This is a genomic window from Methanosphaera sp. DEW79, from assembly GCF_003266085.1.
Lineage (GTDB): Archaea > Methanobacteriota > Methanobacteria > Methanobacteriales > Methanobacteriaceae > Methanosphaera > Methanosphaera stadtmanae.
Genome location: NZ_MUZW01000057.1, coordinates 1 through 22,395, shown reverse-complemented (window position 1 = coordinate 22,395; position 22,395 = coordinate 1). Strand labels below are relative to the sequence as shown.

Annotated in this window: 13 protein-coding genes; 5 read left to right on the top strand and 8 right to left on the bottom strand. The window is 26.6% G+C overall.

Annotation, left to right across the window (positions count from 1 at the left end; translation table 11 throughout):
* Positions 1-354: 354 nt before the first annotated feature.
* The gene (locus BZ132_RS05280) at positions 355-3,777 is read left to right on the top strand and encodes an Ig-like domain-containing protein (protein ID WP_011406686.1); all 3,423 of its coding nucleotides are present in this window, start codon (positions 355-357) and stop codon (positions 3,775-3,777) included.
* A 442-nt stretch (positions 3,778-4,219) separates the two neighbouring features.
* On the opposite strand, the gene BZ132_RS05275 is transcribed toward BZ132_RS05280, so the two are convergent.
* Positions 4,220-6,793, bottom strand: a complete 2,574-nt coding sequence (locus BZ132_RS05275) for an Ig-like domain repeat protein (protein WP_286940620.1) — start codon at positions 6,791-6,793, stop codon at positions 4,220-4,222.
* 242 nt (positions 6,794-7,035) lie between these two features.
* Between BZ132_RS05275 and BZ132_RS05270 the strand changes: the two genes are divergently transcribed.
* Both BZ132_RS05270 and galU read left to right on the top strand, forming a co-directional pair.
* Positions 7,036-8,109, top strand: a complete 1,074-nt coding sequence (locus BZ132_RS05270; protein ID WP_011406684.1) for a glucose-1-phosphate thymidylyltransferase — start codon at positions 7,036-7,038, stop codon at positions 8,107-8,109.
* 10 nt (positions 8,110-8,119) lie between these two features.
* Positions 8,120-8,971: a UTP--glucose-1-phosphate uridylyltransferase GalU gene (gene galU / locus BZ132_RS05265; protein ID WP_112149655.1), complete on the top strand. Its 852-nt coding sequence runs from the start codon at positions 8,120-8,122 to the stop codon at positions 8,969-8,971.
* A gap of 93 nt (positions 8,972-9,064) precedes the next feature.
* On the opposite strand, the gene hacA is transcribed toward galU, so the two are convergent.
* The 3 genes from hacA to cyaB all read right to left on the bottom strand — a co-directional run bounded on the left by hacA (position 9,065) and on the right by cyaB (position 12,189).
* Positions 9,065-10,312: a homoaconitase large subunit gene (hacA, locus tag BZ132_RS05260; RefSeq protein ID WP_011406682.1), complete on the bottom strand. Its 1,248-nt coding sequence runs from the start codon at positions 10,310-10,312 to the stop codon at positions 9,065-9,067.
* 9 nt (positions 10,313-10,321) lie between these two features.
* Positions 10,322-11,494 (bottom strand): homocitrate synthase family protein, encoded by a 1,173-nt coding sequence (locus tag BZ132_RS05255; RefSeq protein ID WP_048059748.1) that lies wholly within the window; start codon positions 11,492-11,494, stop codon positions 10,322-10,324.
* Between the two features lie 152 nt (positions 11,495-11,646).
* Positions 11,647-12,189: a class IV adenylate cyclase gene (gene cyaB / locus BZ132_RS05250; RefSeq protein ID WP_011406680.1), complete on the bottom strand. Its 543-nt coding sequence runs from the start codon at positions 12,187-12,189 to the stop codon at positions 11,647-11,649.
* Positions 12,190-12,770: 581 nt separating this feature from the next.
* On the opposite strand from cyaB, the gene BZ132_RS05245 reads away from it, so the two are divergent.
* Together BZ132_RS05245 and serB are read left to right on the top strand one after the other, a co-directional pair.
* Positions 12,771-13,322, top strand: a complete 552-nt coding sequence (locus BZ132_RS05245; protein ID WP_011406679.1) for a TATA-box-binding protein — start codon at positions 12,771-12,773, stop codon at positions 13,320-13,322.
* A gap of 217 nt (positions 13,323-13,539) precedes the next feature.
* Positions 13,540-15,057, top strand: coding sequence for a phosphoserine phosphatase SerB (serB, locus tag BZ132_RS05240; RefSeq protein WP_286940619.1), 1,518 nt, complete (start codon positions 13,540-13,542; stop codon positions 15,055-15,057).
* 194 nt (positions 15,058-15,251) lie between these two features.
* Here serB and BZ132_RS05235 read toward each other — a convergent pair whose 3' ends face one another.
* The 4 genes from BZ132_RS05235 to BZ132_RS05220 are packed head-to-tail and all read right to left on the bottom strand — an operon-like array spanning position 15,252 to position 21,861.
* Positions 15,252-17,960, bottom strand: coding sequence for an AAA family ATPase (locus BZ132_RS05235; protein WP_286940618.1), 2,709 nt, complete (start codon positions 17,958-17,960; stop codon positions 15,252-15,254).
* On the bottom strand, positions 17,947-19,128 hold the full coding sequence (locus BZ132_RS05230; protein ID WP_011406676.1) for a DNA repair exonuclease: 1,182 nt from the start codon (positions 19,126-19,128) through the stop codon (positions 17,947-17,949). The genes BZ132_RS05235 and BZ132_RS05230 overlap by 14 nt, the downstream gene beginning before the upstream one ends.
* Positions 19,129-19,142: 14 nt before the next feature.
* Positions 19,143-20,684 carry an ATP-binding protein gene (locus BZ132_RS05225; protein ID WP_048059746.1) on the bottom strand — a complete coding sequence of 514 codons (1,542 nt, stop codon included), beginning with the start codon at positions 20,682-20,684 and terminating at the stop codon, positions 19,143-19,145.
* A 34-nt stretch (positions 20,685-20,718) separates the two neighbouring features.
* Entirely contained in the window at positions 20,719-21,861 is a 1,143-nt protein-coding gene (locus tag BZ132_RS05220; protein ID WP_286940617.1) for a DNA double-strand break repair nuclease NurA, read from the bottom strand.
* Positions 21,862-22,395 lie beyond the last annotated feature (534 nt).

Genomic DNA, 22,395 nt, shown 5'->3' with positions numbered 1-22,395 from the left:
AATCTTTTCATACATTATTTCGAAATTATATACGGATATATTTATTAATTACTTCTTATTAATACTATTCTATTTTTTTTAAAATAATTAAATATAACTTAATTTTTCTATTAGCTATCTAATTTTATCTAATTATATCATTGATATTATAAATTATTCTAATTTAATAGATTTTATTTCAAATATTATATATATTTGCTTGACTAAAATAACTATTATGAAGAATGATTAATTTTTTTATATTTAAATTTATTATAGATTGAATTCTTCAATTAAATTATTAATTTAAAAGGAGGTAAAATCATTAGTACTAGAAGAAGTCATATTTTTTTAGCTTCTTTATTAGTAATATTTATGTTAATATCAATAAGCAGTGTAACTGCAAGTAATACAGACAATTCAACAGTTGTTAGTGTAAATCATGATATTCAAGATCAAATATCATCTAATGTTGAAACTAAAAAAGTAACTGATGACTTAAAAGAAGTATCCTCTAAGGGTAAATCAGTTAAAACTGACACATCTAAAAACAACAACATTAAATGTGAAAATAACATAGAATCTACAGATAAAACAATAAAATCTAAAAGTACAACAACTACTTCTAATAACACGGTAGAAACAGAAGATAATTCTAAAGTATCTACTACAAAGAATAATACAACCAAAATCAATCCAAATATCAGATTAAATAACCAACCTCTACGTCCTGGAACTAACACAACATTTGTAGCAATTGTTCCTGCAGATGCAACAGGTAATAGTGTATTTAAAATAAATGGTAAAACAATTTCAAACAAAATAAACATCAATGGTTCTATGGTTAAATATAACTATCATGTTCCAACATCATTCCATTCAAAAACATATAACTTAACTTTTGTTTATTCAGGTGATTCAAAATATCTAAAAAAATCTGTAAGTACCATAGTGGAATTAGATATTGAATCAGGTAAAAATCCTAACATGCAATTAAATAATGTTACTGGTAAATACTTAAAAGTAATACCAATTAAAGTAAAATTAGCATCTGATGCAACAGGAAATGTTGTTTTTAAAATAAAAGGAACCACAATTTCTGATAAAATAAAAGTAGTTAATGGTGTAGCAACATTTTACTATAATAAAACATTTGTTCCTGGAAAATATAGATTAACTGCTGTATATAGTGGTAATGCAAAATATACCAATGCTACAGTAAGATCATATTTAACAATAACAAAATTAAATTCAAGAATATATACAAGTAATGTTATGTCAAAAGCTGGATCTAAGGTATCATTTAAAGCACAAGCTGTTGATGAATTAAACAGACCAATTAACAATTCACTTGTTGTATTTAAATTAAATGGTGAAACATTTGGAAGATGTTATACAAATGCTACAGGTTATGCAGTATATAACTACACATTACCATCAACACTTAACTCTAAATCTTTTATAATCAATGTATTTAGTACAGAAAATAAAAGAGTTTATGGAGCAAAGAAAAATGCTACATTATATTTACATCAACTTAAAACAAAAGTAGTTGTTCCAGTTGTGAATACTAAAATTAATGACACTGTTTCATTAAGTGCAACTGTTATTGATGAAAATAACAACAATGTTTGGAAAGGAGAAGTAACATTTAAATTAAATGGTAAAGTTCTAAAAACAGTTAATGTATCAAATGGTTATGCATTATATTCCTTTAAACCAACAACTAATGTTGCTACAAAATTCGATATTATAGCATTATATACTGGTTACTGGAAATATGCTTCAAGTTTTAGTGGTGGAAGAATAAATGTGGATAAAATTGGAACAATTACAACAACAAGAGCTGCTGAAACAAAAACAGGTAGTTCTGTAGTTCTATCTGCAGTTGTAAGAGATAAAAACCAACAAAGAGTTAATGGTGGATATGTGGAATTTAAAGTAAATAACACAGTAGTTGGTAAAGCATTAGTTAAAAATGGTGATGCTAACTTCACATATACTTTAAAATTAATACCTAAAGGTGTATACAGATTAAATGCAACATATTTAGGTAGTGATTCCTATTATTCAAGTTACAACTTAAATACTCTTAATGTAAGTCAATTATCTGTAAGAGTAGTTGGTAATCCATACAATGTTAAAGTTGGAGAAAGTGTTGTTTTAAAAGTTAATGTTTTAGATGAAACTAATCACTATGTTGAAAAAGGAGTTGTAGAATATAAAGTAAATGGTACTTTTATTGGTAGAGCTAATGTTACAAAAGGAGTAGCTTCCTTAAGCTACAGACCACCAAATAATTTCAGTGGTTTAAGCTTAAAATACTCAGCAACTTTACTTGCTAACCAATACTATAACTCAACATCTACTGTTCAAAACTTAACAATATCATCATTAAAAAATGTATATGTAAGTACAAAAGGTAATGATAACAACCTAGGTGATAAAGCACATCCATACAAAACATTAGCATATGCTGTAGGTCATGTAAGTACCTTTGGATGTGTAACTCTATTAGATGGAACATATTCAGCATCTGGAATATTATTAAATAATTCAATAACAATTGTTGGTTCAAGTATTTCTAAAACTATCATAACTGGTGGAGATACATATAAACCAATATTTAAATTAACATCATCAATTACACACGTTACAATTAAATTCTTAACAATTAAGAATGGTTACAGTATTGAGAAAAATAGTGCAGGAGCAATATCGTCTATTGGAAAATTAACTATTAAAGGAGTTAACTTTGTAAACAATAAAGCTACTGGATTATTATCTGCTGGTGCTATTTATTCAAATGGTATCATGAATTTAACTACTGTAAAATTCATTAACAACACTGTAAAAAACATCAATGCAGAAGGTGGAGCTGTACGTTTAATAAACAACACAACTTCAATGGATAATGTTGAATTTAATAATAACCAAGCTGTAGGATCTAACTCTACTGGTGGTGGAGCAATCTACTTTAAAGATGGAGAAATGGTAATTAAAAACTGTAAATTTAATGGAAATAAAGCTACAGGTAAAACAATTCTTGGTGGAGCAATTAAATCTTCATTTGGAAATATTGTAATATTATCCTCTTCATTTACTAACAACCATGTAAGTGGTAGTAACTATGCACTTGGTGGAGCAATAAGTAGTTTAGGAACTGGTTTGTATATTAACAATACAATATTACAATCTAACAAAGCAACAGACACACTCTTTGCAGGAGCAGGAGCAATCTATTCACAATATGCTGCTATGATATTAAATAACAGTGTATTGAAATCAAATAGTGCTAAATCTAAATCAGCATTAGGTGGAGCAATAGAAGCATATCATACATATGCAACTGTTCAAAATACAAAAATATCAGAAAACTATGTTGAAGCAACACAATCATCAGCATCAGGTGGAGCAATCTACTATGAAAGTGGTAATTTAACACTAGATAAATGTGAATTAGCTTCAAACACAGCAACATCTAAGAATGTATCTATTGGTGGAGCATTATATATATCTGCAAATGTAACTGTTAAAGATTCTGACTTTTTATCAAATAAAGCAACTGGTAAAATAGTTGGTGGAGGAGCTATTGCAAACTTAAATAAATTAACAGTAACTAAAACAAATTTAATATCCAATAAAGCATCAAATATTGGAAATGCAATTACTGCAACATCCAATTCACACAATAGCATTAATGGAAATTATTGGGGTGGATCTACTCCTAAATGGAGTACCCTACTAAGAGGTTTATCAAAACCTTCATACATATCAAAAACTAAAATTTCACACTAGAATACTTTTAATTAAGTATTCCTAGTCTTTTCTTTTTTTTATAATAGTTTCAAAGTATATTTAAGATTTTTTGTAAAGAATAACATGTGATTTATCATATTATTGATATTTCCTTGTATTATTTCATAAAAATGATTATTTTTTTATTCTAAAAGTTCGTTTTCATGGTTTATTATCTAAAATCAAGTTTTTACTCAATTTAATTATAACATTTATATTAGTAATGTATAATCTTAGACAATAAGAAATCTATGTAAATGTTCTTCTAAAAAATGAGACCTGTTTACTTATTTTATTTTTTAATTTACTTACCTCAATTTTTGAAAGTATTGATTTATATTTTCTAAATATCTATAGTAATATAGTTTGTATGAGTCACATATTTGAGTATAAAAATAGCTTTTTTAATATTTTTTTTTAAAAAAGAGTAGAAAATGGGTGATTAATATATAATAAGAGGTATATCTACTCTCATAGCATTATATTTTTTATTTTCACCCATTATAATTGTAAGAGTTTCATGTATTTTTTTACCAGGTGGTACTTCTGGTGTTGTATAATCAAATGTAAATACTCCATCAGTTAATGAAATATTGGTTTTTATTGTTTTATTATTTATTTTATAACAAACTTTACCATTAGACACATAGTTATTATGTGTATCTAACAGACCAATAATTGAACTAATTGTTGTGCCACCTAGTAATTGCATAGGTTTAACAACATCTGGATGAACATCCTGTTTAGAAACAACTAGTGGAATACTTGTTTTTGCTACATTTTTATTATCACTACCAGAGTATTGTACTGTTAAATTATAATTTTTAGGATTAAATGAATAGGGAATAGTATAATTAATAATAGCTACACCATTTTTAACTTTTACATTAGTTTTAATAGTCTTACCATTTATTTTAAATACAACCTTTCCACCAGTAACATTTTTATTTCCTGTCATGACATGAGCAACTATTTGAATTGTATCTCCAACTTTAATAGTTTTATTACTTATTATTGATACATTGGTAGTTACATCTCTTTTAGGTATTGTTAAATTAATATCTTTTATAAGTGATTCACCTGTTCTAGTTACTAAAATAACACGAAGCATATAATTTTTATTATTCCAATAACCAGGAATATCCATTATTACTTCTTTTTTACCATTTGTTATTCTAAAAATCTCTGTTGCAGTCTTTCCATTGATTTTAAGAATACTTTTAGCATCTATTGTTTTGGGTAAATTATAAATTACTTTTATTGTCTGATTATTGTTTATTAGTATATATGATATGTTAGCATATACTGGTTGTAGTGATATTTTCTGATTATCTATCTTTGCACTAATATTTCCCATACCAGGACTACATTTATTTGTTGTTGTAGCATTAATTTCCTGGAAGTTTTCCTGGAAAGTTGAATTTTCAGATAAATACACAACACTTCTTAGTGGAAGTGTACCTTCTAATTTTTTATTGTTATTTAAACTATTTAATGTAACAATAAGTTTAGTATCAAGACTTTCAAGTAATGTTGTGGTGTTTGTAAATGTCATAATAACCCATGTTTTAGGAGTAACTCCAATTCTATCCCATTTAGGATTATTAGATGCCCACCAATTATTTTCCACTGATTTTATTGTAGATTCTAGTGAATAAATAGTATTTGATGTTGAAGCATCATTGTCTACAAATACATTATATTCAAGATTAATATATTGATTGTTACATATTGCTCCACCAACTTCACCAGCACTATTTGCTTCAAAAATACAATTTCTTGCAGTAACAGTACCATAATTTCCAGCTACTGGTGTTGTATTAAGATTTACAATAGCCCCACCATTAACTCCTGCAGAATTTTCTGTGAAGTTACAATAAAGTAGTGTTAAATTACCATTTTCATTTTCTGTCCATGCAATATTTTCAATACATCCTCCACTTCCACCAGCAGTATTTGTTTCAAAGGAACAATTGGTTGCTGTGAAGTTATTAGTATTTGTTATAGCACCACCATCATAAGTAGCATGATTATATAAGAATTGGGAATTATTTACATTAGTAATTCCTGTATTATATATTGCTCCACCATAAAATGATATAGCATTGTTTTTTATGAATTTTGAATTATTAACATTCAATAGTCCAAATGCATTATATATAGCAGCACCACTTACACCATTATTTTCAAGATATAAACAGTCATATATATTCATAATTCCATGAATATTATATGTACTTCCACCAACATTAAGGGTACTTTCTTTACTAAATTCTGATTTATTAAGAACAACTGTTCCATTGTTATTATAGATAGATGCACCCCATGAAGCATAATTATTCATAAATTCGGAATTAGAAACAGTTAATGTTCCAGTATTATAGATACTTCCACCTTTTAATGATTTATTTAAACCTGTATTATTCTGAAATTTACAATTATCTATTTCTAATATTCCATTGTTTATTATTGCTGTGTTGTTAGAGTCTGTATTATAATCTTGTAATGTTATGTTTATTAATGAAATTTTTATGTTTTTATTTATTGTAAAAATACTTGATGTAGAATTTGCTATAAGTATTGTGTTAGTTTTATTTTCACCAATAATTCTAATATTCTTATCTATTATCATGGAATTAAGATAATATTTTCCTTTTGAGAAGTATATATCAGAATTATTTTTTGCATCGTTAATACTACTTTGATTGAATGTAGTTGGTGTTAAATTAATAACATTTTTTGAATTACTTTCTGTTTTTAAGTTTTTAGTATTTGTATATTCATATTGTTGTGTATTGGATGTTTTTATTGTGGGTGATGTGGCAGATTCAATATTAAATTTATTATTATCTGCTTTACTATTTTCCATACTATTGATTGGATTTTCATTTGTAATTTGGGGAGTTTGTGTACTTTCTGTATTAGTTTGTATCTTCGTGTCATTTGTTGCAGATATTGCAGTTACTGATAATAAAATGGTTATTAAACAAAATATCATTAGATATATCTTTTTCATATAATTTTTTACCTCCTATATTTTTATTTTACAACATGTCTTAGTTGTAAGTATATATTATATTAGATTTTATTTTATTTAAATTATTTTTTAATAGTTATAGTATTATATTTTTTTTACTAAAATGGAATTTAACTCTTAAAAAGATATAATAACTATAAAATAAAAAAAGTATTTTATATATAACTTGTATAATTATAAAACTTAGTTATTTATATTAACTATTTTAGGAGAAATTTTAGATGAAAGGAGTTATTTTATCTGGTGGACATGGAACAAGATTAAGACCATTAACACATACAGGACCAAAACAATTAATTCCTATAGCAAATAAACCTGTGATAGAATATGCTATAGAAGATTTACGTGATGCAGGAATAACAGATATTGGAATAATACTTGGTACAAATATGCCAAATAAAATAAAAGATGCATTAGGTGATGGAACTAAATTTGGAGTAAATATTACCTATATTATGCAGGGAGAACCAAAAGGACTTGCACATGCAGCAGCAACAGCAAAAGATTTTGTTGATGGAGATTCATTTGTAATGTATCTTGGAGATAATATATTAAAATCAGGTATAGAAGAATTTGTAGAAGGATTTGATGAATCTGAATTTTCATCAAGATTATTATTACAAGAAGTAGAAGATCCAAGACAATTTGGTGTTGCAGAATTAAATGATGAAGGTAAAATAATTCATCTAGTTGAAAAACCAAAACATCCAAAAAACAATCTTGCATTGGTTGGAATATATCTATTTAAAAATAATATATTCGATGCAATTAATAAAATTGAACCTTCATGGAGAAATGAATTAGAAATAACTGATGCTATTCAAAGACTTATTGATGATGGCTTTGATGTAGATTCATTTGTAGTTGAAGGTTGGTGGAAAGACACTGGAAAACCAGAGGATGTTCTTGATGCTAATCAATTAATACTTGAAACAATTGAAAAAGATATTAGTAGTGGAGCAACTATTGAAGAAAATGTTAAAATCAAGGGTAGAGTAATTATAGGTGAAAATACAGTAGTTAAATCTGGATCTGTAATTAAAGGACCTGCAATAATTGGAAACAATTGTGAAATTAAGGGGTATGTTGGCCCATATACCTCCATAGGTAACAATACTAAAATAATAGAATCTGAAATTGATTCATCTATTATTATTGGTGAATCAGTAATACAATCAGATAAAAGAATAACTGACAGTCTTTTAGGTCAAAATTCCAAGATAATTTCTGATAAAGTAACATATCCTAAAGGACGTAGTTTTGTAATAGGGGAAAATTCAATAGTAAAATTATGAGGTAAATAAAATGAAGGCAATAATACCAGCAGCAGGTTTAGGAACAAGGTTTTTACCAGCAACAAAAGCTCAGCCAAAAGAAATGTTACCTGTATTTAATAAACCAACAATACAGTATGTTGTAGAAGAAGCAGTAAATTCTGGAATTGATGATATTCTAATTATAACAGGTAAAGGGAAACGTACAATTGAAGACCATTTTGATAGATCATTTGAATTAGAATATAGTTTAAATGAAAAGGGAAAATATGATTATTTACAGGAAGTTCAAGAAATTACAGACATGGCTGATATATATTATGTTAGACAGAAAAAACAGAATGGTTTAGGTGATGCAATTTCTTGTGCAGAAAAACATATAGGTGATGATGCATTTGCAGTACTTCTTGGAGATACAATAACCTACTCTCAAACTCCATGTACAAAACAATTATTAGATGTATATGAAAAATATGGTGGTTCTACAATAGCAATTGAAGAATTACCAGAGAGTAAAATTGAAAGATATGGAATTGTTGATGGTCATCATTTAAGTGATAATATATATAAGGTAGATAGTCTTGTTGAAAAACCTAAATTAGAAGAAGCTCCATCAAATCTTGGTATAACTGGTAGATATATATTAACATCAGATATTTTTGATAAATTAAGAACTATTGAAGCTGGTGTTGGTGGAGAAATTCAGTTAACAGATGCAATAAATGAACAAGATGATGTTTATGCAACAACATTTGAAGGTACAATCTATGATATAGGAAATACTATGGAATGGTTAAAAAGTTCAATAGATATGGCTCTAACACATGAAGATGTACGTTTAGAACTGTTACAACACATGAAACAAAAGATTAATCAATACTAATCTTTCATCTATTTTTTTTATAAAATAAGTTTTTTTTTGGAAAATACTATTTTTTAATTAATATAACAAAAAAAAGAATTGGAAAAAATGAAATTATATCTCACTTGGATTTGTAATTTCACCTTTTATTGCTGAAGCTGCAACAACTGCTGGATTTGATAGATATACATATGACTTAGCACTACCCATTCTACCAAGGAAATTTCTATTAGTAGTGGAAATACAAGTCATATCGTCTGTCATTACACCCATATGTGCTCCAAGACATGGTCCGCATCCAGGATTACATATAATTGCATTTGATTTAAGTAATGTTTGAATAACACCTGTTTCTATTGCTTTTTCATACACATGTCTTGATGCTGGGAATACTAGTAATTCAACATCTTCATGTATTTTATGTCCTTCAATAACTTCAGCTGCTTGAAGTAAATCTTCATAACGTCCATTGGTACATGAACCAAGTACTGCTTGATCTATATGAGTACCTGCTACTTTATCTATATCTTCAACATTATCTACATTATGTGGACATGCAATTTGTGGTTGAAGATCATCAACATCAAAGTCATAAATTTTCTCATATTCTGCATCTTTACTAGCAGTAGTAATAGTATAATCAGTTATTCCTCTTTGTGAGAGATATTCCTTTGTCTGTTTATTAGGTACCATTATACCATTTTTAGCTCCACATTCAATTGCCATATTTGTCATTGTTAATCTACTAGCTACAGACATATTATCAATTGTATCACCATGGAATTCAAGACTTTTATAAGTAGCACCATAGGCACCTAATTCCTTAATTATTTTTAGAATTACATCTTTAGAGTATACATTTTCATTTAATGTACCATTAACATTTATTTTTAAGGATTCTGGAACATTAAACCATGTTTGTCCAGTTGCATATACCATTGCAAGATCTGTAGCTCCAAGTCCTGTTGAGAATGCACCAAAAGCACCATATGTACATGTATGTGAATCTGCTCCAACTATTACTGTTGAAGGTTTTACATGACCATAGTCTGGAAGTACTTCATGACAAACTCCTTCTCCTTGAATATACATGTTTGGAATCTTTTGTTTTTTACCAAATTCTCTTACTACCTGTTGAAATTCAGCAGATCCGATTGTGTTTGCAGGAATCACATGATCGAATACAAGAACTATTTTTTCTGGATCCCATACTTTATCAGCTATTTTTTCAAATACTTTTATTGTAGGAGGACTTGTTCCATCATGACTCATTGCAACATCTATATTTGCAGTAATTGTATCTCCAGGACTTACTTCTTCCTTATTTGATGCTTTTGCAAGTATTTTTTCACTTATATTCATTATTAATCCTCATCTTTTAATATTAACTTTTTCTAGTATTTCATCGAATTTATTATTTGTTATTTCTTCTCCTCTTTCACGTTCTTGTTTTACTAGGGAAACTATTTGTGATAATTGTGTGTCATCTACTTTTATATTTAATGTATCTAATTTTTCTATTACTGCTGATTTACCTGAATGTTTTCCTAGAACTATTTGTCTTTTTGTTCCAATCATTTCTGGAATGAATGGTTCATATGCTAATGGATTTTTTACTATTGCATCTACATGTATTCCTGATTCATGTCTAAATACATTGTTTCCAACTATAGCTTTACTATCTGATATTGGAATTTTACTATATTTTGATACAAGTTGTGATAGTTCATAGATTACTTCTGTTTTAAATCCTAAATCCTTATTATATAATAGTTTTAATGACATTATTAATTCTTCTAGAGAGGCATTTCCTGCTCTTTCACCTATACCATTTACTGTTGTAGATATTGCAGTTGCGCCTTCAAATAATCCTGCAATGGAATTTGCAACTGCAAATCCAAAGTCATTATGACAGTGTAGTGCTATTTCTGTATCTATTTCTTTTTTAATATTTTTTACTAAGTACTGTGTTGCATATGGATTTATTGAACCTGTTGTATCTGCTATATGAATTCTGTCTGCTCCATGATCTTGTGCTTGTTTATATACATCAAGAAGTTTTGGAAGTTCTGTTCTTGTTGCATCTTCAGCAGAGAATGCTACAAATAGTCCATGATCCTTACCATAATCTATTGCATCCATACATATTTGATTTACTACATCTCGTGGTTTGTTTATTTTAACTTCTAGATGTAGGTCTGATAATCCCATAAATGTTATTATTCCATCTACATCAGCATCTAATGCCGCATCAATGTCTTCCTTTTTAGTTCTTGTTAAACAGATTATTTGAGCATCTAGTCCTTCATTAGCAATTGTTTTTACTGTTTGTTTTTCATTTTCTGAAACTATTGGAAAACCTGCTTCTATTTGTGGTATTCCAAGTTCATCTAATTTATGTGCTATTTCAAGTTTTTCTTCAAGTGAAAAACATACTCCTGGTGTTTGTTCACCATCTCTTAGTGTAGTATCATATATATTTATTTTATCAGGTAAATTATAGTCTATTTCTTTATTATATATACTAACAAATCTGTCGGTGATATAATCTCCCCCTTTTTATCTATAAATATCCATAATTTGGGATTTTGGTATTTATTACTAAAGATTATTTATTTTAGTATTCAAAAAAAACATTTACTTTATTTATTTATCTAAGTTATATAGTCTTATATTTATTTTTTTATTAATATTTTTTATTCTTTTTGTTCAAGTAATTCTAGATATGATGTACGTTCAAAGCCTGAAGTTATTTCTAGTTTTTCAAATACTTTTATAATGTTATTTCTAATTTCTTCAATATCTTCATCCTTATTTGCAACATATTCAATTTCCATATAATATCCAAGTCTATTTAATTTATCAATAGTGATTGTGTATTTATCATAGTTGAATATTCTTCTTATTTTATTTACAACTGCAGATGGTTTAAATCCAAGACTTTTAAGAATTTCAACCATATTATCAGTATCATCTATATTAACTTCTACTTCTTTTCTAGTTTTACTTTTTGAATCTAGTTTTGGTCCTTTATATGTTAATATACGTTCAAAGTCATCATCACGAGGGATTTCTCTTATACGTAAAGCTTCATCAGTTTCTTTATAATCCTTATTTGGAGCATTAAAATATATGTCATGTTGTTTTTCGGTATGGGAGTATTCTCCACCAATTTCTTTAATTTTTTCAAAAGCTTCTTTATTATTATTTATTTTAGCTTTCATTTCTACTTCAATCATACTATCACTATAATTATTACTTTATGATATTATCTTTTTTATTTTTTTTATAGATTTTAATAGGTATATTTATAAACTAAAAGGAAACATATATAAATACATAATATGTTATTTAGTATTTTTTTAAATATTGGTACTAATAAAAAAATTTAGAAGAGTGATTGTTGAATAGTTTCTTAAACCCCAAAAAATGGATTATAATTCTAAGAAATAATTTTTATATAAATATTTATGTTATTGTTGATAATTACATATTTATCTTTCTAATCTAAGAATACTCTAGTTTCCAATAGGTCATGAATGAATTAGACAAAAGAAATAATTACTTAGAATAAATCATTTGTAACACTCAACGTGATTTAAAAAATAATCAAGGCCTGAAAAAGTGGATTATTGTTAAAAATAAATCCATGGACTTTGGGAGATAGCTCAATTAATCTAAACTACATTAGTAGTTTATTACCTGAAAATCTCAGACTTCTACAGGTTGGGGAGTAAGTCAAAGTAGACTAATCTTTCTTTATTTAATTATTTAGATTAATGCTAAATTTTTTTTATCACTATAAAATGGAGGAGAAATAATGTCAGATGTAGAAATAAAAGTTGAAAACATTGTAGCATCAGCAACATTAGGTAAATCATTAGAATTACCAAAAATTGCACCAGCTTTAGAAAATGTTGAATACAACTTAGAACAATTCCCTGGATTGGTATTTAAACTTAAAGACCCTAAAACTGCAGCTTTAATATTTGGTTCTGGTAAATTAGTATGTACTGGGGCAAAGTGCATAGAAGATTCAATAAAAGCAATTCACATGACAGTTGATAAAATTCGAGAATTGGATACAGAAATACCTGAAGAATTTGAAATTAAAATTCAAAATATAGTTGCATCAGCAAACTTAGGTAAAGTTCTAAATCTAGAAGCAGTAGCATTAGATTTAGAAAATACTGAATATGAACCAGAACAATTCCCTGGTTTAGTATACAGACTTTCAGATCCAAAAGTTGTACTGTTATTATTTGGTTCAGGTAAAGTAGTATGTACTGGAGCAAAAACAGCAGATCAAGCATTATTGGGTGTTCAAAAAACTAAAGAACGCTTAATTGAATTATATTTAATTGAAGAGTAAATTTACTATAAATGAATCCAATATTAAATGAGATAATTTATTTATACTCCAAATAATAACCACCACTCCTAAACTCCCTTAACATTAATAAAATTCCAGAATGAAAAAAAGGGCAAAATAGAATTATTATAAAGAATAAATATATTAACTGAGAATAAAAAAATTCTTGAACGACATAATCATTCTTGGTTATTTTATTAAAAATATCGGTGATCTTTTGATTAAATTGGTAGTATTTGATCTAGATAATGTCTTAATAGACACAGAAACAATAGATGAAATAGCAAAAATAAAAGGTATTGAAGAAGAAATAAGTGACATAACACTACAAGCAATGCAAGGAAAAATTCCTTTTGAAACATCAATACGGCAAAGAGTAAAAAAACTAGAAGGTATAAGCACATCTGATATTGATGAAGCTATGGATAAAATATCCTTAAATCCTGGAGCTGTAGAAACAGCTACAGAACTTAAAAAACAAGGATATAAAATTGCAATAATCACTGGTAGTTTTGATGTCATAGCTTTAAAAGTTAAAGAATTAATAAATGCAGATTATGCATTTTATAATACACTTGAAGTTGACGATGGTAAACTCACTGGAGAAGTATCTGGGCCTCTTATAACACAGAATAAAGTTGATGTTCTAAGACAATTAGTTGATGAAATAGGCATAACTTTAGATGAATGTGCTACTATTGGTGATGGGGCAAATGATCTTGAAATGATAAAAAATGCTAAAATAGGAATAGCATACAATGCAAAACCAATTTTAAAAGAAAACGCTGATGTTCAAATTAATGAAAAAGACCTAAGGAAGGTACTTGATATAATGGCAGATGAAGAAAAAATTACTAAAGAAGAAGTAGTAGAAAATGATGAAGCTGAAGAAGAAACAATTGATTATTCAATACTCAACTTCCAACAATTACTTCAATGTAAAAGAACATTAGAATCTGAGCTTACAGATCTTAAAAATGTAAGAGATAAAATGAATGAAGAAACTAAAGCATTCAGAAAAGAAAGAGATGAACTTAACCAAAAACTCAAAGACACTTTAAAAATTGCTTTAGATAAAAGAAATACCAGAGATGAAATCAACAAAGAAGTTCATGAAAACAAAGAACTCAGAAACCAATGTAATGAAGAACTTAAAAAAGTAGAATGGAATTCTGGTAAAAAAGAAATTTCAAATATACAAGCTGAAATCAATAAAATCGATAAAACAATACAAACAAAAGTATTAGATATTAGAAAAGAAAATGAACTCGTAAAAAGAGTATCAGACCTAACCAAACAGCTTAAGAAAATCCAAAGTGATGAAGAAGAAGAAAAAACTGCAACACAACTAAAAGAAAAATCAGAATTATACCACCAAAAAGTAGTAGAATTATCTGATAAAGCACAAGCAGTTCACGAAGAAATGATAGAATACTTCAACAAAATCGATGGTATAAGAGAAGAAGCTGATGGTAAACACCAAGATTTCATTAACTCTAGAAATGCAGCAACAGCAAAACATGAAGAAGTTAAAGCAAAATTATCTGAAATTAGAAAAGTTAACAAATTCATGGATCAAGCTAAATCTCAATCTAGAGGAAGAAAATCTGAAGATAAAGCTGATAATGACTTAAAAGAAAAAGAAGAAGCTGAAGAAATCTTCCAAAAATTCAAAGATGGTAAAAAATTAACCACAGATGAATTCTTATTACTTCAAAAATACGACATAATGTAAGTTGTTTCGTATTCTCCTTCTTTTTTTAGTAAGGTATGAGAATATGGTAAGGGATAAATGATAAATAAAGGGTATTTATTACTTTTACCATATTTGTTTCATTTTTTTGAAACAAATCTATTACTTTTTTTATTAAAATTCTATTTTTAAAAAGAGATATTATATGAAATATCTAAATTAAGAAAAATATTTTCTTAACTGTTACATGTTGATATTCCATTATTTTTTGAGATTTTTATAATATTTGTAGATAATGCTTCCATTTCTTCATCATGACTAACAACAATCATTTGAGGAACAACATTAATTTTACGAATAATATCAATTAATTCTGTTCTACGTTCACTATCCAGATGAATTGTAGGTTCATCTAAAACTAGTAATTCCATCTTATTTTTAGATATGGCCTTTGCAATTCCAAGTCTTAATGCCAGTGCAATAACTATTTTTTCTCCACCACTAAGCATATTTAAATCTATTTGTTCTTGTCTTGTTTGTACTATTAAATTATAGTCTTCATCTAGATTTATAGCTGAATAATCAAATCCAAATTCACTAAATATATCCATGGTATTTTTTTCAATTTCTGGACGTACTATATTTCTTAGATCTTTTTGAACTCCATCTTTACTGTATGTACTTCTAATCTCATTTAGTAGTTGAATATAATCTCCAATATGAACTTGTTGTTTTTCTATTTCTTTAAGATTTTTTATTTCTTCAACATATTTTTCTTGTTGTTGTTTGTCTTTTTTAAGTTCTGTTTTTTTGACAATATAATTTCTACTAATACTTTCAATATTTTCTTGACATAGTGTGTATTTATTATTTATTTTTTCATATTTTTCATAGTCAAATGATAATTCATTAATTTGACTTTTAATATTTGAAAGTTCCAATTTAACTTTATGTATTTTAGTTGTAGTTTCTTCTTTTTCCTGAATTATTTTCTCTTCATTTAAAACAGTACCAATTAATTGATTATAGTCATTCTGTTTTTTTTCAAGATATTTTATTTTTCTTTCAATATCATCACCAATACGTACTGTTTGTGAAATTTTCTTAATTTTCAGGGTATTTTCACTGATTTTATTATCAATAATCTCTTTTTCTTTATTAGCTTCATCTACTTGTGGCAGTTGATTTAATCTAATTTTTGCAAAGTTATATTTATTATAATCTTCTTCAAGAGATTCAATTGACTGATTACAATCATTTTCTTTATTTTTAATTTCTTCTATCTTAGCTTTTGTTTCTTCAATAATAGGTTTTAATTTCTTTTTCTCATGTATGGTATCACAAAGTTGTGTATATTCAGCATGTTCTTCTTTTAATTTTTGAATATTAATATCATTTATATTTTGTTCATATTCCTTTAATTCTTGAAGTTCTATTTCCTGATTGTTATTTGCTTTGCTAAGTTCTTCTATTCTTAATTCATAAGTCACAATAGTATTTTTATATTTATCAGAAAGTTCTGCATGTTTATCATGACTAATTTCTGATTGACAAATTGGACAAATATCCTCAGTTTTTTCAAGATCTTCGAGGGATTTTTTAGTACTATTAAGTTCAGTTTCACAGACACTGATTTCTTTTTTTTTCTTAAGAATCTTCTTTTCTAATATTTTTATTAATTCTTCAGTTTTTGTTTTTTCTCTAATAGTAATTTTTTGAATATCTATAGGATTATTAATATTCTTTTTAAATAGTTTACGGGCTTTCTCTGAAATTTGATTGATTTTATAATATAATATATTAACTTGGTCTGTTAAGTGTTTTATTTCACTTTCAACTTCCATTTCTTTCAATTTTTTTTCTGTTAATTTCTCTAATTCTTTGGAAATATCCTCTTTTTCTTTCTTTAACTGAATATATTTCTCATAATTTTCTTTATTATCTATAATAATTCCTTTATTTTCATTTATTTCACGAATAATATTTTCTTTATTCAATGAATCTTTCTTATAAGAATTTATTTTTGTTTTAAGATCTTTTATTTCTCTTAATTTATTAAGTGGACTAATTTCTTTTTCTAATATTCTTATTTTTTCTTTGTTTTTGTTAATTTCATTAAGTTCATATGTGTATTTATTTTCAAGGTCTTCCAAATGATTTGATTCTTCTTTCTTAAATTGATAATCATTAGTTAATTTTTCATGTTTGTTCTTGATAATATCCTCTTTTTTAATATCTTCCTCAATAATGATTAACTGGGATTTTTTTGTGTTAATTTCAGTTTCATATTCTTTGATTTGTCTTTCTTTTTCACTAATATTTTGAAGTAATTCAGTATTTTTTTCTCTTATTTCATTGATATTAGCAAGTTTTCCTTCATTAACATTTTTTTGTGTTTCATAAATATTTATAATATTTTTTATTTCATCCCATGCTACTTCTAATGAATCAATATTCAATAGTTTTGTAATAAGTTCCTTTCTCTCTGCAGCAGTTTTTTCAATTAAGTTTGTTATTTCCCCTTGTCTTATATAGATTGCATTTAAGAATGATTTTGAATCCATTTCTAGAATACTTTCAATATCATTTGTAACATTTCTATCTCCTTTACTTAGGAGATGTATTCCATTTTTATCTAATAATTCTAATTTAGCAACACTCTTACTCTTGTTTCTTCCACGAGCTATCTTATATAGACGACCATTATGTTGAAATTGAACACACACCTCCATTTTATCTACAATATCTTTTCTATTTTGAGGTTTACGAATATTTTCTTCAAGTTTACCATTTACTTGTTTGAAAAAAGCATAACTTATTGCTTCAAGAATACTTGATTTTCCAGCACCATTTTCTCCGAGTATTAATGAAATTCCCTTCTTAAATTCTATTTTTGTGGATTTATGTGACTTAAAATTTGTTAATTCTATGTTATTTATTATCATGTTCTTCTCCTATGTTATTATAGAATTTATTATAATATTTATCAGCAACATTTTGAGCTTCTGGAATATTTTTTTCAGATAAGTTTTTATATAATTCTACTGCTAGTGATGCAACATCTTCATTAAATTGGTCTTCTATTTTTTCTTTTATAATATTTTCTGGTGTTATATTCTCTTTATCAATAGTTTCAGGTAGGTTTTCTATTACTTGGGTAGGTTCATATTTTATTCTGAGAGTTAGAACTTTTTCTTCTAATTTATCATAGATTTGTTGTGCAACTTCACTTCTTTCAAAGTTACCATTTTTAATAGTTAAATAAACTACTGGTTTTTTAGAACTATCCATACTTTCTAATTTTTCACTTAATTTATTGAGTGTTTCATCTAACTTAGGATATTCTATACTTTTAATAATAAATTTCCTCTCAAGTGGTATGTTAATAAATTCAACATCTATTTTATTATCATCACCTATTGTAACAAGATTGTATCCTTTACCATTTTTTTGGTAATTCGGTATCTCAGATTTAGTTCTAATTTCAGTAGACCCTGGATATGATAATATTCCACCCTTAAATTTATCATTTATACGTCCATGTAGATGTCCCATTGCATAGTAATCATATCCTTCAGGAATAGTTTTTAATTCAAATTCTGGTTCAAAATCAAAATATTTACTAACAGAACCATGTAACATCAATAACTTTATTCTATGTTTTTTAGCTTCATCTAATGTATTTTTAAGAAAAGGTTCTACTCCCTCATAACTTCTATTAAAGTATTCAAGTCCTACTAAAAATATATCCTCATCTAATGTGAAATTATAATTTTTATGATTAATAATATGGAAGTTTTCATTTTTATATAATTCCTGGGGAATGGATGTGTTTTTTCTTTGTATAGAATCATGATTTCCTGCAATAACAAATATGGGAATATTATTTTCTAATAACTTCTCAAATCCTTTTTGGGCAACAAGTAATGCTTTAATTGGAGGTTTTGGATGTTCAAATAAATCTCCTGCATGTAGAACATAATCCACATCTTTACTAATTATATCATCAATAATTTTTTCAAATGTTTTATAAAAATCATTTTCTCGTTCATTTAAGCCGTATTGTTTGTAACCTAAATGTGTATCTGCCATGTGTGCTATTTTAATTGTCATATTCATCTATTTTTTTAAAGGAATTCATCCATTTGAGCTAAATCTCTTTTAATTTTTTCTTCTTTTTCTTCTTTACTTTTCTTCCATAATGATAATATATCTAGGTCTTCACCAACAGTTTTACCCTCAAATTTATCTATTTTTACCATTGTTGGAATCTTAGTCATTTGTCCTAAAACAATAGCTTCCCCAATATTTAATGAAGGAAGTTGTTTTAGTAGATCTTCACTTAAATTTTCACTACTTTTTTGCACATGCTTTTGGTCTCCAGGTTCCACAAGTCTTAGAATTATCCTGTTATTTATTTGTGAGAGAGCATCAACATCTAATGATTTTGGACTTTGACTTATAAGACATAATCCTACACCAAATTTACGACCTTCCCTTGCAATTTGTCCAATAATACTCTTTGATTTAGTAGGTAGTTTTTGTGAAACTAGCATGTGTGCTTCTTCTATTATACAAAATAGGGGAAAATCTAATCTTTTGGATTTTTTTTCTTCTTTTCCATTTAAAACCAGTTTTCGTCTATTTAATACATTTTTTAGGGTATGATGTACTATGATGTCTGTTCCAATTTCATCCACACTACTTAAATTAATGATATTTACCTTTCCAGGTTCAATATTCGATACTATATCACATACATCTGTAGATTCTAATATTTTTCCATATTTTTTTCTAAGATCATCTAATTTAAAATCCACCTGATACATTGCATCAATATATTTTTTCATGTTACTATCATCAGATTCAGCATCCTCAATTAAGTTTTTTATCTCATGTCTCATAGTTGTAATAAAATCTGTACATTCGCCCTCTTTTATCTTTTCATCAGCGAAATCATATGCTTCTCTTAGATATCTTTCTTGATTTGTTGCATTTTCACCAATTTTTGATAATTTTTTATATTCATGAATTGATAAGTCCCTTGGGTTGATAAGAGGTTCTATAATATGACTTTCTCCATTTGTAAACTTTGTTTTTTCATATTCTCCATGCATATCAAATATAAGTATGGAACCATTTACTTCAAGTAATCTGTCAATAATAATTGATGTTGCATTGGATTTACCTGCTCCAGTCATTGCAAGAATTGCAAGGTGTCTTGATACCATTTTATTAACATCAAGTTTTAGAGGAACTTCTGGTTCTGATACAAGTGTTCCAATTCTAATAGCATTTTCCTTTTCAAATACTTTTTTTAGTATTTCTTTACCTGCTTTTTTAACTTCTGTTCCTGGTTTTGCTGGTGTTTTTGGTATTTCAAGATTATCTTCATCACCAAGTATTGTTATATTTCCACGTATGTATTCATCAATATCTCCATTTATTGTAAGTATTTTTTCTATTGCATCTGGATTTAGAATTTCTTCATCTAATGATTTAGTTCCTCTAAATAGTGATTCTATCATTCCAATAATTATTTGATTGTTATATTCTAAGTATACATATTCACCAACTGTTATTGGTTTTTTAGATACAAAAGATACCTTCATCATGCTTGTTTCACCAGTACAATATCCAATTATATTATTTTTTTCATTATTTTCCATATTCATCATCTTCCTATTAGTTAAAAGTTATTACTTATAACATGTCACGTCCTGTTTTTTCAAAGATATCCATGTATTCTATGATATGTTTCATGTTTTTTTCTTTGATTACAACTTCATCATGGGCTTTTTTAAGAATATAGGGATATCCATTAATACTAGCACTATATAAATCCTCAAGAATTCCTTCTATTTTTTTTCTATCTAAGTTAGGTTGAGGTAACTCTATTTTTAAAACATTACCCTCTTTAGTTAATTTAGTAAAAAACAACGTGTAATTATATGATTTTAATTCATCATTATATAAGGGATAGTTGATTTTCTTAATTTCACCATTTATTTTTCTAAGTAGGCTGTTATGTTCAGATGTATCTGGATTAGTATAACCAGATTCATTAATAGTATATTCTATTACTGCAGCATCAGGTATGTTATTTTTATAAAGGGAATTTGTACCACTTGTTTTAGAAACACATACCAATTTCTCTTTAAAATTCTCAAGTAGAACTTTAATACATGTTAATTGCTCTAAACTTTCAATATAGCGAAGTGTTGTATCCTCATCATATTCTATTTCTAAGTTATATTTATTCATATCCTTTTTTAAATAAGATAAAATTTCATCTCTATTAGAAACAGCATACACCTCTAATGGAAAATTACCCTCTTTTAATTTACTTTCAATCTTTTTAGCCACAGGTTTTAATTTGTTAGTTATGTATGAATCAATAGTATATGTTGGAAAATGCATCAAGGTTCCTCTAATACTACCATCCATTAGCATATAATCAATTTCAGGATATCTCTCAAGTGTATCAAGAGTACTTTTTAATTCAAGAATGTTCATATACATTGATAAAATACTATCAATAGATTTTACATTACTATGTGTCTTTGTAGTTATATCACCAGCACTTGATTCTTTGATAATTTTTTCTCCAGGTTTTGAAATTATGGTCTGACTACTAATTGCATACACAAAACAGGCCATGTATTTTTTCTTATTAAAACTACCATCTACAGCAGCTAGAATTTTATCTTGTTTTTCTTTACTAAATTCATATTTTGTAAATGATTTTTCTACTTGCTTATAATCTATGTTACTTTTAATATCCTTGAAAAAATGCTTCACATGCTTTTTTTTTGTTATGGTTTTTTCATATAATAAATCTAACATTTCCTTTACAACCTCCTCTAGTAATTATTTTTAAAACATATTTTTAGTTTATAATAGTATGTTTATCATATGTTTTTAAATATTTATTGTTTTGTTTTGAAAATAGATTAAAAATATACAGTATTTAACATTATTATACTATTATTTTAAATATTTTATTTTTTTATAAATCATGTTTTTACTGAATAAATATTATATGCTTCTTTGATTTAATTTCATTATAATAATTATGAGAAAACATTATACCAAAAAATATCTCTCAAAAATGAATCTAAAATAGTCATATTCTTCATCCAAAGGTCATTACATTGATTATAAAGTTACAATAGTCATGGAAAAACTCATTAACTCCTACTCTTATTTTAATCCATAACGAAGTACCACATAACACAAAAGTATACAAAAGTACAGGAAAATATAAAACAATCTAGAATAATACATCTATTAGATATATTACTCTTTGATAAAGGATATTTTAGTTATGAAAACTACAGGATAGGTATAATTGAATATAGAATCATTCCTTTAATATTT